Here is a 14424-nt window from a genome sequence, read left to right as displayed (position 1 = left end):
TATCAGAGCTTTCAATCAATTCGCAAAATTACAACATTTTGGGATACAGAAGTGAAAATGCGGAACTTTTTTCGTATTTTTGTACCCAAATAGATTTAAAGTCTTCCCTTTTTATGAAAGAATTGCTCGATTTGGTTCGTTTCGATATAAGCTTGCCTGTCACTGACCCGACATGGATCTTCTTTTTGGTATTGGTAATCATACTTTTCGCGCCGATTCTGCTTGAAAGACTGCGCATTCCGCACATTATCGGGATGATACTGGCAGGTATTGTCGTTGGCGAGCATGGCTTCAATATCCTTGCGCGCGACAGCAGTTTCGAGCTTTTCGGAAAGGTGGGGCTTTATTACATCATGTTTCTGGCCGGGCTGGAGATGAACATGGAGGACTTCAAGAGCATCCGCGTGAAGGCCACGGTGCTTGGAATCCTGGCTTTTGTCATTCCGCTGGGAATAGGCATCTGGACCAATCTTTATCTGCTTGATTATGCGCTTGTAACTTCCGTGCTGCTTGCCAGCATGTATGCGTCGCACACGCTGATCGCTTATCCGATTGTAATCCGTTATGGAATCAACCGGCAGCGGGCGGTGAGCATTGCGGTGGGGGGTACGGCGGTAACCGACACGCTGACATTGCTTGTGCTTGCGGTCATTGCGGGCATGTATAAGGGAGAAACCTCTGACATGTTTCTTGTGTGGCTTGTGCTGAAAGTCGTGGTGCTGAGCGTGTTGATCATGCTGACCTTTCCGCGTATCGGGCGTTGGTTTTTCCGGCGGTACAGCGATCAGGTGGTGCAGTACATCTTCGTGATGGCGATGATGTTTCTGGGCGCTGCTCTGATGGAGCTTATCGGGATGGAAGGCATTTTGGGCGCTTTTCTTGTAGGACTGGTTCTGAACCGGCTTATCCCTCATGTTTCTCCGCTGATGAGCCATCTGGAGTTTGTGGGGAACGCCTTGTTCATTCCTTATTTTCTGATAGGTGTCGGAATGCTTATCAATGTAAACATTCTGTTCGGGCATTTCGATTCTATCAAGGTGGCTTCGGTGATGATTGTTGTGGCTTTGACAGGCAAGTGGATCGCTTCATGGCTCACACAGAAGATCTATCGGATGCGGGCGGTGGAGCGCGAACTGATGTTCGGGCTGAGCAATGCACAGGCTGCGGCTACGCTGGCGGCTGTACTGGTGGGATATAATATCGTTCTTCCCGGCGGAGAGCGTCTGTTGAACGAAGATGTGCTGAACGGAACCATTCTGCTGATTCTGGTCACTTGCGTAGTAAGTTCGTTCATGACGGAACATGCTGCCAAGCGGATTGTGATGGATGACGTGGAGGTGGACGAGGATAAAGAAAACGACAAGGAATGCATCCTGATCCCGGTTGCGAACCCTGACACGCTGGAAAGCCTGATGCAGTTGGCGCTGGTGGTCCGTAACGAAAAAATGGACGGCAACCTTGTGGCGTTGAATGTGATTAACGACAACAACGATTCCGTGCGTCTGGAAATGAAAGGAAAAAGAAGCCTGGAGCGTGCGGGACAGATAGCTGCATCGGCCAATATTTCGCTGAGGGCGCTGAGCCGTTTCGACCTGAATATTGCGACGGGCATTCTGCATACGGCCAAGGAAGTGGATGCCACAAGCATTATCATCGGACTGCATCACAAGGCGAGCATCGTCGACTCTTTCTTTGGAAACCTCACGGAGGACTTGCTCAAGAATACTTACCGTCAGGTGATGATCGCGCGCTTTCTGATGCCGGTCAATACCTTGCGCCGCATCATCGTTGCAGTGCCTCCCAAGTCGGAGTTTGAGCATGGCTTTGTCAAATGGATCACCCATCTCTGCCGCATGAGTTCCCAGTTGGGATGCCGTTTGCACTTTTTCGCTCATCCGCAGACGTTGGGCTACCTGAAAGGGTATATACAGAAGAAGCACAAGGATGTGCTGACAGAATATCAGGAACTGGAAGACTGGGATGACCTGCTGATTATTACCGGACAGGTGAACTTCGACCATTTGCTGGTGATTGTCAGCGCACGCCGGGGATCGATCTCTTATGATTCGGCGTTCGAGCGTCTGCCCATGCAGGTGTCCAGGTATTTCAACAATTGCAGCATCATGCTGCTTTATCCGGATCAGAAGGGTGACCCCAATGAGGCTTTGTCGTTTGCCGACCCGCGCGGCTGGGCCGAAACGCAATATTATGATAAGGTGGGAAACTGGTTCTATAAATGGTTTAAGAAAGATTCATGAGTGAAATGAGAGATGAATGGCAGCAGCGCACCGAACTGCTGCTGGGTGAGGAAAAGATGGAGAGGCTGCGCAAGGCGCATGTGCTGGTGGTCGGTGTGGGAGGCGTAGGCGCTTATGCCGCCGAAATGCTTTGCCGTGCCGGAGTGGGAAAGATGACGATTGTGGATGCCGATACGGTGCAGCCGAGCAACATGAACCGCCAGCTTCCGGCTCTCCGTTCGGCTTTGGGCCGTTTCAAGGTTGATGTGCTGGCCGGGCGTTTCAGGGATATCAATCCGGAACTGGAGTTGCATGTGATGCCGGTTTATCTGAAAGATGAGGCGATACCCGAACTGCTGGACAGTGCAGCGTTTGATTTCATCGTAGATGCGATAGATACTGTAGCTCCCAAATGTTTTCTGATTTATCATGCGTTGAAGCGCAGGATGAAGATCGTCAGCAGCATGGGAGCGGGAGCTAAAAAAGACATTACTCAGGTCCGGTTCGCTGATCTGTGGGATACATACCACTGCGGATTGAGCAAGGCGGTGAGAAAGCGTCTGCAGAAGATGGGAATGAAGCGGAAGCTTCCGGTTGTCTTCAGTACGGAGCAGGCCGACCCGGAAGCTGTGGTGCTGGTAGAAGGAGAGGCCAACAAGAAATCTACCGTAGGCACTATAAGCTATATGCCGGCTGTATTCGGATGTTATTTGGCCGAATATGTGATTGGAAAATTGTAGCTGGCATGAAGTTATCAAGAATAAAGACAGATTAAATGATGATAGAACTGGAAGGTATAACAAAAAGTTTCGGTTCCTTGCAGGTACTGAAAGGAATCGATCTGACAATCGCCAAAGGAGAGATTGTGAGCATTGTCGGACCCAGCGGAGCCGGAAAAACAACGCTTCTGCAAATCATGGGAACCCTTGACAGACCTGATTCGGGGCGTGTCGTGCTGAACGGAACCGAGGTGAACCGTCTGAATGAGAAAGCTCTTTCAGCGTTCCGGAACAAGGAAATCGGTTTTGTGTTTCAGTTTCACCAGCTTTTGCCTGAGTTTACAGCGCTTGAGAACGTTGCGATACCTGCTCTGATACGAGGGGAGTCGGCAGGGAACGCTCGCCGGAAGGCTATGGAAATGCTGGAGCTGATGGGCCTGCAGGATCGTGCTTCGCACAAGCCGGCCGAATTGTCGGGGGGAGAGAAGCAGCGCGTTGCGGTTGCACGCGCTTTGGTGAACCGTCCTTCGGCGGTGTTGGCGGATGAGCCTTCGGGAAGCCTCGACACGCAGAACAAGGAAGAACTGCATCGTCTGTTCTTTGATTTGCGTGACCGGCTGGGGCAGACTTTTGTTATCGTGACCCATGACGAAGGGCTGGCTTCAAAGACAGACAGAACAATACATATCATTGACGGAAAAATTAAAAAAGAAGAATTATGAGTCATATAAAATTAGGACGATACAATCAGTTGGAGATAGTTAAGGAAGTGGATTTTGGTGTATATCTTGACGGAGATGAAGACGGAGAGATTCTGCTTCCGTTGAAGTATGTGCCTGAAGGAAGTGCTCCCGGCGACATATTGAACGTGTTTATTTACCTTGATATGGAAGAGCGGCTGGTGGCTACTACGCAGCAGCCCTATGCGCAGGTAGGCGATTTCGCATGCCTGGAGGTGGCGTGGGTGAATGAGTATGGCGCCTTTCTCGACTGGGGACTGATGAAAGATCTGTTCGTGCCTTTCCGCGAGCAAAAAGTCAAGATGCAGAAAGGACGCCGCTATGTGGTGTATGTGGATCTTGATGAGGAGAGTTACCGTATCATGGGCTCTGCAAGGGTGGAGCGTTATCTCTCGCGCGAACGGGCAGACTACTTGCCGGGCGACGAGGTGGAAGTGATGGTATGGCAGCGCACTGATTTGGGCTATAAGGTGATTGTGGACAATAAGTTTGGAGGCATGCTGTACCATAATGAGATTTTCCAGCAGCTGGCAACAGGCATGAAGCTTCCTGCGTTTGTGAAGCAGGTACGCCCTGACGGCAAGATTGATCTGGAATTGCAGCAGGCGGGTTTCCGCAAGGTTGATGATTTTGCGGAAGTGCTTCTGCAGTTTATCAAGGATAAGGGCGGACGTACTTCAATCAATGACAAAACGGACGCCGAAACGATTTATGATACTTTTGGCGTAAGCAAGAAAACATTCAAGAAAGCCGTAGGCGAACTCTATAAGAAACGCCTGATTGTGCTTGAAGACGGCGGCATCCGTTTGGCCTGAAATCTGCATTTGGACAAGTTGAAACGCTGAAACGCAAAGTCACAGAGATTGCATGTTGAAGTCTGGCTGCATGAACTTCAGAATCCTGTGACTTTGCGTTTGGTATTTCTGCCCGCGCACTTTATAGTCTTTTCGCTTCGTTCCGGCGTGCCTGTTGTGCCGACCGGTTCTGCCGCTTGCCGCTATGCCGGTTGTCTGTTCTCGGTTTTCTTTGAGTGTCCGGCCTGTCGGGGCGTGAAACGTTCGGTCTGCCCGGTTTGGCTTCCGGCCTGTTTGCGTGCGGCTTCTGGGGTCTTGCCGTACCGGGGCGGTCGGTCTGATTTCCCGGATGTCGGTTGGACGGAGTAAAATGGAATCCCGGATTTTTCTGCGGAGGCGTGTGCGGCCTTCCCGGAGCAGGTCTTCCCGGCCTTATTCCCGGCCTTCCGAAGTCACGGTGCGGGGCATGGGGACGTGCAGGCCTTGCATGTGCATATACGGGATGGTGATAGCGCACAGGGTAAATGTGCTGGTAATAACTTCTTCCGCCGAAATGCGAACGGCAGTGTCCGCCCCGGTAGGTCAGATAATGCCTGGGAGGTCTGTAATAAAAATGATTCCGGTTCGGGTATACCTTATATATACGCAGGTAACATACGTTGTTCAAGGTGTAGACCGGGTGGAAAAAATAGTCGAGCGCGATGAAACGTGCATATTCCGCATTTGAAAGGACCCAGCGCAGGTCGTCGTTGCGTATGTCAAGGTAGCGGTAATAGAGGTCGATGGCTGTTGCATCGGCTGCTGCTATCCGTGCGATGTACGGATTGATTCCGGTGAAGAAATCATAGTTGATCTCATACAGGTCGTTGTATTGGTCTGTACTCAGGTGCAGTTCGAACGCCATACGGTCGGTAAGAAAGCGGGCATTTACGCGTATGTCGCCGAATACGCTTGCGGATGCCGGCAGAATGCTCAGGCAGGCCGCCAGGACAGTAAACATTAAGGTTCTTGCTTTCATGGCTTCATCTGTTTGGTTTCTGATACAAAAGTATGCAGAGAAAAATCTCCTTGCAAGATGATTTCCCCTATTTGTTCATAGGGAGTTCCCTATGCCGCAGGGGAGTTTTCAGAAAAGCGGGCGCATGGTTTGCAAGCCTCTCTGCAGTCCGGAGCGGAGCGAAAAGCGCAAAAGGGCAGGCACAAGGCGCTGGCTTCCGGTCAGATGAAATTCCTGTTTTGTGCCTTTGCGTTTATGTCTGTTTTCAGGCTGCGGTTGCTTGGCTTCTGTGTGTCTGTCCTATTTGATGATTTTCAGAAACTTCTCGATGTCTTTTCTGATCATCTGATAGAGCGGCGAACTTGTATAGTTTGTGTTGCGGTGAATCACTTGTTCTACATTGACCTGGCAGCGTTCGTAGTTGGTGAGTTCATTCTGCAGCTGCATGCTGTGCAGGGCGAGGCTGTGGATTTGCTGCTCCCTTTCTCTGCGCAAGATGGTGCAGACAGGGATGAGCAGCCGCATCACTACATTGTCCATGATGTGGTGTCCCTGTATGAACATGTATGTGTTATTCGGATGCACTCCCAGCTCTTTCAGTTCGGTTTTCATGGACTCTATTTCCGGAATGGCATTCCTGTGCTTGTGTTCCAGGTCGCGCAGTTTGCGCTTCACCTTCCTTTCCATAGCCTCCAGCGACCATTCCGGGTGGTATGTGTTTACATGGTCCAGCTTTACATACGAGCAGAAGTCCATCAGCGAAAATTCAGAGAGAATATGGTGGCGGTAGAACCAGATAGACCAGATGAAAAGCGGATAGGCGATTTGTGAATACTGCTTCATGAACTCCGGAAAGTCGACCAGCTTATGGTCGTTCAGCGTAGCCATGACGCATACGTCATGCAGTCCTTCTGCATAGCAATGGTAGTTTTCGATTGCATACGCATACGTCTGCATGACATAAGGACATTTCAGCATATAGCGCGAGGTGTTGGTGCATCCTTGCAGCAGATAGTCATAGTCACTGTCTACGCAGGCGATCATGTTCTCGCCGAGCTGGTTTCCGAGCTGGTTCATCAATACCGTTTTCTTGCCTTTGGCCAGTGATGTCCGCGAGGGGAGCATCACCTCAAAATAGCGGCTGTCGTTTTCATACTCCGAAAGCAATGTCCGCCAGAACGAAATGTCATCGTAGCTTTCCACATAGGCAACTATCTTTCTTCTTGCATGTTTCGGTTTCAGTTTGTTTGCCGCGCCAACGTACAGGGAAGAAAGGTTTTCGGTGAGTCTTTTTCCCATAATCCTAAAGTTTTAGTGAGTGGTTATGTCGCTGACTTCCGTTACCGCATCAATCCATCCGTTCATGATGAGAGCCGGAGAGTGCGTGGTGAGGATGATCTGCACGTGCGGATTCAGGCTCCGGATGAGGGAGATGAGGCGCTGCTGCCATTCGACGTGGAGCGAGATTTCCGGTTCGTCCATGAAGAGCGCATACGACTGGTTGTCCTGTACCAGCACGGTGAGCAGAATGACAAGCATCTGTTTTTCGCCTGACGAGAGCTGGTAGGGGGTAAGCGTGTCCCCGTCCTGCTCAAACAGGATTTCGTTGCTCTTGCGGATAATCTTTTTTCCGGTTTCGCTGAACAGGTCGTCAATCAGATTCTGAAAACTGGTTTTGGGCCGTGACACTTCGGAAGCGTCTTCGGGCTTTCCTCCGGTGAGCAGTTCGATGATGCGGTTTCCGATGTTCACCTGATAGTCGAGGTAGCGGCGTTGGAGCTGGTAAAGCTGCCAGTCAAGCTCTGTTTTCACTTTCTGGTTTCCGATTTTTCCGAGAAGTTCCGAGTTGAGCAGCGGGCGGTCGAAGCTTCTGATGACATCGAAATGAATGTAAGTGGCGTCTTCCGGAGAAAACACGAAAGAAACTCCCGGCTGCACGCCGTTTTTCAGCGCGCCTCCTTCCAGCATGGTCAGGCTGGTCACCGAATTGTTCAATATGGTACTCTTTCCTATTCCGTTTACCCCGCTCAAGATGTTTACGTCAGGGCGCAGTTCCCACGATATGTTCTTGCGTCCCCACAGGCCCTTTATCTCGATGCGTTTGATATAGTCTGCCTTTTTTTTCATGGCTGTAACAAATTGAAGATTGTTTCTAACAAATGTAGAAAATTTTGCGGAATAAATCAATCCGTATCGTTCTTTTTTCAGAATCATGCTAACTTTGCGGAAAAATAGGAATGTATTATGAATGCAAAGGACATAAAGGCACATCTGGCTTTGCTGGGAGCGGCCAGTATGTGGGGACTGATGTCGCCGGTGGGAAAAGCGGCGATGGAGGCGGGCGTTTCGGGACTTAGTCTGGCGAACATGCGCATGATCGGGGCAGCCTGCTGTTTCTGGATTACCTCGTTGTTTGTGAAGCAGGAGAAAGTGAACCATCACGACCTGCTGATGCTTTTTTTCGCTTCCCTGCTGGGCATCGTATGCAATCAGGGATGCTTCACTTTCGGGCTTTCGCTTACGTCGCCGGTCGACGCTTCCATTGTGACCACTACCATGCCTATTGTGACCATGATTCTGGCCGCCCTGTTTCTGAAAGAGCCGGTCACTCCGAAAAAGGTTACGGGCATCTTTCTTGGCTCGGTGGGAGCGCTGGTGCTGATCATGAGCAATCAGGGAGGAGGAGAGAAAGAAGGGGGCATTCTGGGCGATGCGCTTTGTGTGATGGCTCAGGTGAGCTTCGCCTGCTACCTGACGATTTTCAAGAAACTGATAGCCCGCTACAATGTGATTACCCTGATGAAATGGATGTTCACGTATGCCGCCATCTGCTTCATCCCGTTTTCGTACAATGACTTTTCTTCCACAGACTGGGCTTCGTTCCCGATGGAAGTGTGGCTGGAAGTTGGCTATGTGGTGCTGTTCGGTACCTATGTGGCGTATATTCTGATGCTTGTGGGGCAGAAGACGCTACGGCCTACGGTGGTGAGCATGTACAATTATATGCAGCCGGTGGTGGGCAGCAGCGTTGCGGTGCTTGCAGGCATGGCAAGTTTCGGATGGGTGAAAGGTATAGCCGCCGTGCTGATATTTACCGGCGTTTATGTGGTGACCCAGAGCAAGTCGCGTGCGCAGATGCTGGCGGAACGGAATGAAAACAGATAACAGGACGCGTATGGCAGAATCTCCTGTATTATACCTTCAGCGCCAGTACGAACTGCTGAAAATGGAATACGAATACGAAAAAGAGCAGTTCAGGCAGCAGACCGAAGTGATGGGCATCGGACGCAAGATCAAACGCGGGATGTGCTGGTATCCGCTCAACGTCGGGCGGAGCTATTACAACGCTTTGAACCAGCTTGTGGTTGAGGTGGAGAGAAGGGAGGACAAGGATATAGAGCATGTGTTTGAATACGGGAAGCCGGTGTGTTTCTTCACGCAGGACTTCAGCGGAAAGATCACTTACCTGAACTTCGTGGCCACGGTGAGCTATGTCGATGAAGACCGCATGGTTGTGGCACTTCCCAATGCCGATGCCCTGCTGGCGGTTCAGGGCAAGGAAGTGCTGGGGGTGCAGCTGTATTTTGACGAAACCAGCTACAGGCTGATGTTCGAGGCCCTGAAGCGGGTGATTGCTGCAAAAAACAACCGTCTGGCTGAACTGAGAGATATTTTCCACGGCCAGCGGCCTGCTTCTTCCTTTTCTTTCCAGCCGGTCCGTTTTCCGTGGCTCAACCGCACGCAGGAAGAGGCGGTGAACAAAGTGCTTCACGCCAAGGATGTGGCCATCGTGCATGGCCCTCCCGGAACGGGAAAGACCACGACGATGGTAGAAGCTGTTTACGAAACCCTGCACCGGGAAAATCAGGTGCTGGTGTGCGCGCAGAGCAATATGGCCGTCGACTGGATCAGCGAGAAGCTGGTCGACCGGGGAGTGAGCGTGCTCCGTATCGGAAATCCCAGCCGTGTGAACGACAAGATGCTTTCGTTCACCTATGAGCGGCGTTTCGAGTCGCATCCCGACTACCCCCAGCTTTGGAGCATCCGCAAAGCCGTCAGGGAACTTTACGGGCGTTTGCGGAAGGCTTCCGACCGGGAATCGGTGCGCACCAAGATCAATTCGCTGAAAGACCGGGCCACGGATCTGGAAATCCGTATCAACGAATCGCTATTCAGCGAGGCGCGGGTCATTGCCTGCACGCTGGCCGGAAGCGCGAACCGGGTGCTTGTGGGGCAGAAATACGGCACCGTGTTCATTGACGAGGCTGCCCAGGCTCTCGAGCCTGCCTGCTGGATAGCCATCGGCAAGGCCGACCGGGTGATATTGGCCGGCGACCATTGCCAGCTTCCGCCTACCGTGAAGTGCATGGAGGCCTTGCGGCAGGGCTTGGGCGATACGCTGATGCAGGTTGTGGTGAAGAACAAGCCGGAAGTGGTTTCACTGCTGAAAGTGCAGTATCGGATGAATGACGCCATCATGCGCTTTTCTTCCGAATGGTTTTACGGAGGCATGCTCCAGTCGGCTCCGGATGTCAGATACCGCAGCATTCTTGATTTTGACACGCCTATCGAGTGGGTGAACACCGAAGGAATGGATTGCAACGAAGAGTTTGTGGGCGAGAGCTACGGACGCATCAACAAGGCCGAAGCGGAACTGTCGGTAGCCCAGCTGAAAGGATACATTTCCAAGATAGGCCGCGGGCGTTTCCTGGAAGAGCGGATCGACGTAGGGCTGATATCTCCCTACAAGGCGCAGGTGCAGTATCTGCGCCAGCTGCTGAAGAAAGACTGTTTCTTCAAGCCTTACCGCCCGCTGATTACGGTGAATACCGTCGACGGGTTTCAGGGGCAGGAGCGTGACGTGATCATCATCAGCCTGGTACGTGCCAACGAGGAGGGCCAGATCGGATTTCTCAATGACCTTCGCCGGGTGAACGTGGCGATTACACGAGCCCGTATGAAACTGATTATTTTGGGGGACGCTTCCACGCTTACCCGGCATCCGTTCTACCGCCGGCTGTATGAATACATCGGCACGCTGGAGTAAGCGGCTTTCCGGCTTTTGGGCGTGAGGTGCCCAAGAGCCTTGTCTGTTGCGGATCAGATTTTTGTCTTTCTGTCGCGTAATTTGCGCTCAGCCTTTCAAAATGCGAGGAAAATGGCTTTTTGTCTGATTGCGGACAGATGGAAATCCGCGCATCCGGAGGCGTTTTCTTTGACGGTTCAGCTCATCTGCCCGGCTGGAAAGCGTTTAAAAGGGAGATGAGGGAGGAAAAGAGATGAAAATTCGTTGGAAAAAGTTGAAAAAAGACGGGCAATTTTGAATGAAATGACCCGTCATTCCCGGCAAGATGACCGCTCATTCCGCTTAAAATGTTTCGTCATTCTTTCCGGATCAGGATTTCGGGCCTTGTTTTTGTCCGGATTGTCCGGCATTCTTTCTTTCTCCGGATTGTTGCCGTGCCTGGTGTAAAGGCGTTTCCCTGCGCAAAAGGATGCAAATCCGTTGATATGGAAACAAATTGGATGCAGTCCGGCCTTTTTGCAGACAATGTGAGCGGAGAGCGGCGCGTGAGAATCCGTTTTTACGGAAGTGCGTCCGGATGAGGGCTGGAATGGCGGATTCTCAAAGGTCTGAAATGTCATTTTGTCAGCGTGTAAGGCGAACAATCAGGTGGCGGAATTTGTTTGAATAAGGGGTGAATGGTTATATTTGCGCTGTTTGTATTTGTTTAAAGATAATTTTTATGCTGACAGATTTGCTTCAAAACTCTTATTTTTCGGTATTTTTAATCGTTGCGCTCGGTTTTGTGCTGGGGAGAATCAAAATCAAAGGCTTGTCGCTCGATGTTTCTGCCGTGATTTTCATTGCGTTGGCATTCGGGCATTGGGGGGTGACTATCCCTAAGGAGCTGGGAAATTTCGGACTGGTGCTGTTTATCTTTACCATCGGCATACAGGCGGGACCCGGATTCTTCCATTCGTTCAAGAGCAAGGGGAAAACATTGATTCTGATTACGTTGCTGATTGTAGCCTCTGCCTGTCTGACGGGGCTTGGGGCGAAGTTTCTGTTTGATGTGGACGGGCCGAGCATTGTAGGACTGATTGCGGGAGCGTTGACCAGTACGCCGGGACTTGCCGTCGCTATCGACAGCACGCATTCGCCTTTGGCCTCCATAGCCTACGGTATTGCTTATCCGTTTGGCGTGATCGGTGTCATTCTGTTTGTCAAGCTCCTTCCCAAGCTGTTTGGCGTAGATCTGAAGGAAGAGGCGCACCGGCTTGAAAGAGAACGCCGGAGCCAGTTTCCGGAATTGGCGACAAAGCTTTTCAAGGTTACCAACCCGTCGGTTGCGGGGCGTACGCTTGCGCAACTGAATATCCGTGCGGTCACGGGTGCCGTGGTGTCGCGTTTGAAGAAGAACGGAGAAGTGCTGATGCCTTCTGCGCACACGGTGCTCGAAGAAGGGGATAGCGTGCAGGCCGTGGGAAGCGAAGAGGCCCTGAACAACCTGGAATCCCTGCTTGGAGTCAGGGAAGAGGGTGAACTGCCGCTGGAGCAGAATCAGGGGATCGAATCGCTTCTCCTTACGCGGAAAGAGGTGATAAACAAGCAGTTGGGCGAACTGAACCTGCAGAAGAACTTTGGATGTACGGTGACTTCCATCCGCCGGAGCGGAATCGACATCGCTCCCTCTCCCGAGCTGTCGCTGAAGTTTGGCGACAAGCTGACGGTGGTGGGCGAACAGAAAGGCATCCGGGCTGCGGCGCGCCTGTTCGGCAATGACGCGAAGAGGCTTTCCGATACAGACTTTTTCCCGATAGCGATGGGTATCGTGTTGGGCGTGCTGTTCGGCAGGCTGAACATTTCGTTCGGTTCAGGTTTTTCATTCTCTCCGGGACTTACGGGAGGAGTTCTGATGATGGCGCTGTTTTTGAGCGCGATAGGGAAGACCGGCCCGATTCTGTGGTCGATGTCGGCTTCTTCCAACCAGCTGCTCCGCCAGCTCGGTCTGCTGCTTTTTCTTGCCGAAGTGGGAACCTCGGCCGGAAAGACGCTGGTAGCCACGTTTCAGGAGAGCGGATTTCTGCTGTTCGGCCTGGGTGCGGTGGTAACGGTGGTGCCTATGCTGCTGGCGGCGCTGGTAGGCCGTTTTGTGTTCAGAATCAGTATGCTTGACCTGCTGGGTACCATCACGGGAGGCATGACCAGCACACCCGGACTTGCCGCCGCCGATTCGATGACCGACAGCAACATTCCCGGCGTGGCATACGCTACGGTTTATCCGATAGCGATGGTCTTTCTGATTCTGTTTATCCAGCTGATTGCGATGGTGGTTTAAAGCTTGCTTAAAAACCGCTGGCGGTCAACAATGTAGCGGATATGGGTAGCTTCGCCCACGGTTCCTTTCGAGTCGTGGGCGGTGATGCTGAATGTAAGCTTCCGCCCGTCAACCTCCTCGAGCGTGGCCGTGGCGGTTATTTCTTCTCCTGTGGCTGAGGGCTTGAGGTGAGTAGTCTGTATCATGGCGCCTACCGTGGAAGAACCTTCGGAAAGATGTTCTTTCACGGCATTCATGGCCGCATTTTCCATGAGTGCCACCAGTGCCGGGGTTGCGAATACTTCCATGTCGCCCGATCCCATCGCGCGTGCGGTGTTAGAAGCGTCTACGGTTGTTTTGCTTGTGTAAGTCAGTCCTTTTTCCATATTTATCGTTTCTTTTCAGTTTGGCTTTCAATGATGTCAACCCCCGACGGACGCTGGAAGAGCTTCAGCCCGAACTGGGGAATGCTTGCTATCAGGTAATCAAATATTTCTGCCTGGATGCTTTCGTATACGGGCCATTCTGTGGAGGTGGCGAAACAGTAGATTTCAATCGGAAGCCCTTCGGTGGTCGGTTCCATCTGGCGTACCATCTGCAGGAATTCATGGTTGATTTTGGGATGGCCTCCCAGATACTGCATCACGAAGTTGCGGAATGCCAGCAGGTTGACCGCCTGTCCTTCTTCGGCTTCACTCTTTTTCAGCCATCCTTTCTTGTAAAACAGCTTCGTTTCTTCTTCCGTACAGAAACGTATGGTGTTCATGTCGAAGAAGAGCGACCGCTTGATTCGCCGGCTTCCGCTCTGCCACATTCCGCGCCAGTTCTGGAACGAATCGCTTACCAGCGCATAAGGCGGGATGGTGGTGATGGTCTTGTCGAAGTTCTGCACCTTGACGGTTGTGAGCGACACCTCGATCACGTATCCGTTGGCACCGTACTTGTCCATCGTGATCCAGTCGCCCGGGCGGAGCATGTCGTTGGCAGAGAGCTGCACTCCGGCTACAAGGCCAAGGATGCTGTCTTTGAATATCAGCATCAGCACGGCGGCCGAAGCACCCAGTCCGGCAAGAATGGCGGCTGCGTTCTGGTTCATCAGGATGCTGATGATGAGAATGATTCCGATGCCTATCGCCACGAGCTTGATCATTTGGTAGATGCCCTTCAGCGGACGGTTGCGCAGCGTTTCGTTTTCGTTGGAGATTTCGTAGAGCGAATTGAGAAATGCGTTGATCAGCCGCAATGTGACGATAATCAGATAAATCAGGCAGATTTTCCGGCTGATGTCCAGTATGTTGGGCATGTCTTCAAAGACAAACGGAAGCAGGATATAGATGATGATGGGAGGAATCAGCCGGCAAATGGCCGACAGCATCGGCCCGTTGAAGAGGTAGTCGTCCCATGTAGCTTTGGTCTTTGCCGTAATCTTATGGATGGCAGGGATGATCAGGTAATGGAAAATCTTCGTGATGATGTAGGCCAGAAGAAGGACTCCTGCCAGGATGGTGATGCGTGTTCCCCAGTTGAGGTTGCTCTTTTCGATTCCTAAATTGTAAAGGAATGCAGCTATTCCTTGATTCAAATTGTCCATAGAGTGATGTGTTTTATTTCTTGT

General features: G+C 51.7%; 12 protein-coding genes. 7 read left to right on the top strand and 5 right to left on the bottom strand.

Going from position 1 to position 14424, the window contains the following annotated elements; all coding sequences use genetic code 11:
- The first annotated feature begins 113 nt into the window (after positions 1-113).
- From QUW60_RS06710 to QUW60_RS06695, 4 genes are read left to right on the top strand one after another with little or no spacing between them, the layout of a single operon-like run.
- Positions 114-2258 (top strand): cation:proton antiporter, encoded by a 2145-nt coding sequence (locus tag QUW60_RS06710; RefSeq protein WP_258338613.1) that lies wholly within the window; start codon positions 114-116, stop codon positions 2256-2258.
- Positions 2255-2977, top strand: a complete 723-nt coding sequence (locus QUW60_RS06705; protein ID WP_289559375.1) for a tRNA threonylcarbamoyladenosine dehydratase — start codon at positions 2255-2257, stop codon at positions 2975-2977. Before QUW60_RS06710 ends, QUW60_RS06705 begins: the two co-directional genes overlap by 4 nt.
- Before the next feature lie 38 nt (positions 2978-3015).
- Complete coding sequence (locus QUW60_RS06700) at positions 3016-3678, top strand: ABC transporter ATP-binding protein (RefSeq protein WP_258338638.1); 663 nt, start codon at positions 3016-3018, stop codon at positions 3676-3678.
- A complete protein-coding gene (locus tag QUW60_RS06695) occupies positions 3675-4511 on the top strand; it encodes a CvfB family protein (protein ID WP_258338615.1) in 837 nt (278 codons plus the stop codon). Before QUW60_RS06700 ends, QUW60_RS06695 begins: the two co-directional genes overlap by 4 nt.
- A gap of 121 nt (positions 4512-4632) precedes the next feature.
- Here QUW60_RS06695 and QUW60_RS06690 read toward each other — a convergent pair whose 3' ends face one another.
- The 3 genes from QUW60_RS06690 to QUW60_RS06680 form a co-directional block, all read right to left on the bottom strand.
- Positions 4633-5508 carry a hypothetical protein gene (locus tag QUW60_RS06690; RefSeq protein ID WP_289559372.1) on the bottom strand — a complete coding sequence of 292 codons (876 nt, stop codon included), beginning with the start codon at positions 5506-5508 and terminating at the stop codon, positions 4633-4635.
- Positions 5509-5787: 279 nt separating this feature from the next.
- Positions 5788-6786, bottom strand: coding sequence for a DUF4435 domain-containing protein (locus QUW60_RS06685; RefSeq protein ID WP_258338617.1), 999 nt, complete (start codon positions 6784-6786; stop codon positions 5788-5790).
- A gap of 12 nt (positions 6787-6798) precedes the next feature.
- Positions 6799-7614 (bottom strand): AAA family ATPase, encoded by an 816-nt coding sequence (locus QUW60_RS06680; RefSeq protein ID WP_258338618.1) that lies wholly within the window; start codon positions 7612-7614, stop codon positions 6799-6801.
- A 117-nt stretch (positions 7615-7731) separates the two neighbouring features.
- On the opposite strand from QUW60_RS06680, the gene QUW60_RS06675 reads away from it, so the two are divergent.
- From QUW60_RS06675 to QUW60_RS06665, 3 genes are all read left to right on the top strand, one after another.
- Positions 7732-8652 (top strand): DMT family transporter, encoded by a 921-nt coding sequence (locus tag QUW60_RS06675; protein ID WP_289559369.1) that lies wholly within the window; start codon positions 7732-7734, stop codon positions 8650-8652.
- 10 nt (positions 8653-8662) lie between these two features.
- Positions 8663-10534 (top strand): AAA domain-containing protein, encoded by a 1872-nt coding sequence (locus QUW60_RS06670; protein WP_289559367.1) that lies wholly within the window; start codon positions 8663-8665, stop codon positions 10532-10534.
- Between the two features lie 700 nt (positions 10535-11234).
- The gene (locus QUW60_RS06665; RefSeq protein WP_289559365.1) at positions 11235-12830 is read left to right on the top strand and encodes an aspartate:alanine exchanger family transporter; all 1596 of its coding nucleotides are present in this window, start codon (positions 11235-11237) and stop codon (positions 12828-12830) included.
- On the opposite strand, the gene QUW60_RS06660 is transcribed toward QUW60_RS06665, so the two are convergent.
- Both QUW60_RS06660 and QUW60_RS06655 read right to left on the bottom strand, forming a co-directional pair.
- Positions 12827-13195, bottom strand: coding sequence for a thioesterase family protein (locus QUW60_RS06660; RefSeq protein WP_289559363.1), 369 nt, complete (start codon positions 13193-13195; stop codon positions 12827-12829). The genes QUW60_RS06665 and QUW60_RS06660 overlap by 4 nt on opposite strands.
- 2 nt (positions 13196-13197) lie before the next feature.
- The gene (locus tag QUW60_RS06655; RefSeq protein WP_258338624.1) at positions 13198-14400 is read right to left on the bottom strand and encodes a mechanosensitive ion channel family protein; all 1203 of its coding nucleotides are present in this window, start codon (positions 14398-14400) and stop codon (positions 13198-13200) included.
- Between the last annotated feature and the right edge of the window lie 24 nt (positions 14401-14424).

The sequence above is a fragment of the Bacteroides gallinaceum genome (assembly GCF_030373775.1).
Classification (GTDB): domain Bacteria; phylum Bacteroidota; class Bacteroidia; order Bacteroidales; family Bacteroidaceae; genus Phocaeicola; species Phocaeicola excrementipullorum.
This window is presented reverse-complemented; position numbering and strand designations above follow the sequence as displayed.

Excerpts from the sequence above, each read along its gene's own strand:
- QUW60_RS06710 (WP_258338613.1), top strand. The coding sequence starts at position 114 with ATGAAAGAATTGCTCGATTTGGTTCGTTTCGATATAAGCTTGCCTGTC.
- QUW60_RS06705 (WP_289559375.1), top strand. The coding sequence starts at position 2,255 with ATGAGTGAAATGAGAGATGAATGGCAGCAGCGCACCGAACTGCTGCTG.
- QUW60_RS06700 (WP_258338638.1), top strand. The coding sequence starts at position 3,016 with ATGATAGAACTGGAAGGTATAACAAAAAGTTTCGGTTCCTTGCAGGTA.
- QUW60_RS06695 (WP_258338615.1), top strand. The coding sequence starts at position 3,675 with ATGAGTCATATAAAATTAGGACGATACAATCAGTTGGAGATAGTTAAG.
- QUW60_RS06690 (WP_289559372.1), bottom strand. The coding sequence starts at position 5,508 with ATGAAAGCAAGAACCTTAATGTTTACTGTCCTGGCGGCCTGCCTGAGC.
- QUW60_RS06685 (WP_258338617.1), bottom strand. The coding sequence starts at position 6,786 with ATGGGAAAAAGACTCACCGAAAACCTTTCTTCCCTGTACGTTGGCGCG.
- QUW60_RS06680 (WP_258338618.1), bottom strand. The coding sequence starts at position 7,614 with ATGAAAAAAAAGGCAGACTATATCAAACGCATCGAGATAAAGGGCCTG.
- QUW60_RS06675 (WP_289559369.1), top strand. The coding sequence starts at position 7,732 with ATGAATGCAAAGGACATAAAGGCACATCTGGCTTTGCTGGGAGCGGCC.
- QUW60_RS06670 (WP_289559367.1), top strand. The coding sequence starts at position 8,663 with ATGGCAGAATCTCCTGTATTATACCTTCAGCGCCAGTACGAACTGCTG.
- QUW60_RS06665 (WP_289559365.1), top strand. The coding sequence starts at position 11,235 with ATGCTGACAGATTTGCTTCAAAACTCTTATTTTTCGGTATTTTTAATC.
- QUW60_RS06660 (WP_289559363.1), bottom strand. The coding sequence starts at position 13,195 with ATGGAAAAAGGACTGACTTACACAAGCAAAACAACCGTAGACGCTTCT.
- QUW60_RS06655 (WP_258338624.1), bottom strand. The coding sequence starts at position 14,400 with ATGGACAATTTGAATCAAGGAATAGCTGCATTCCTTTACAATTTAGGA.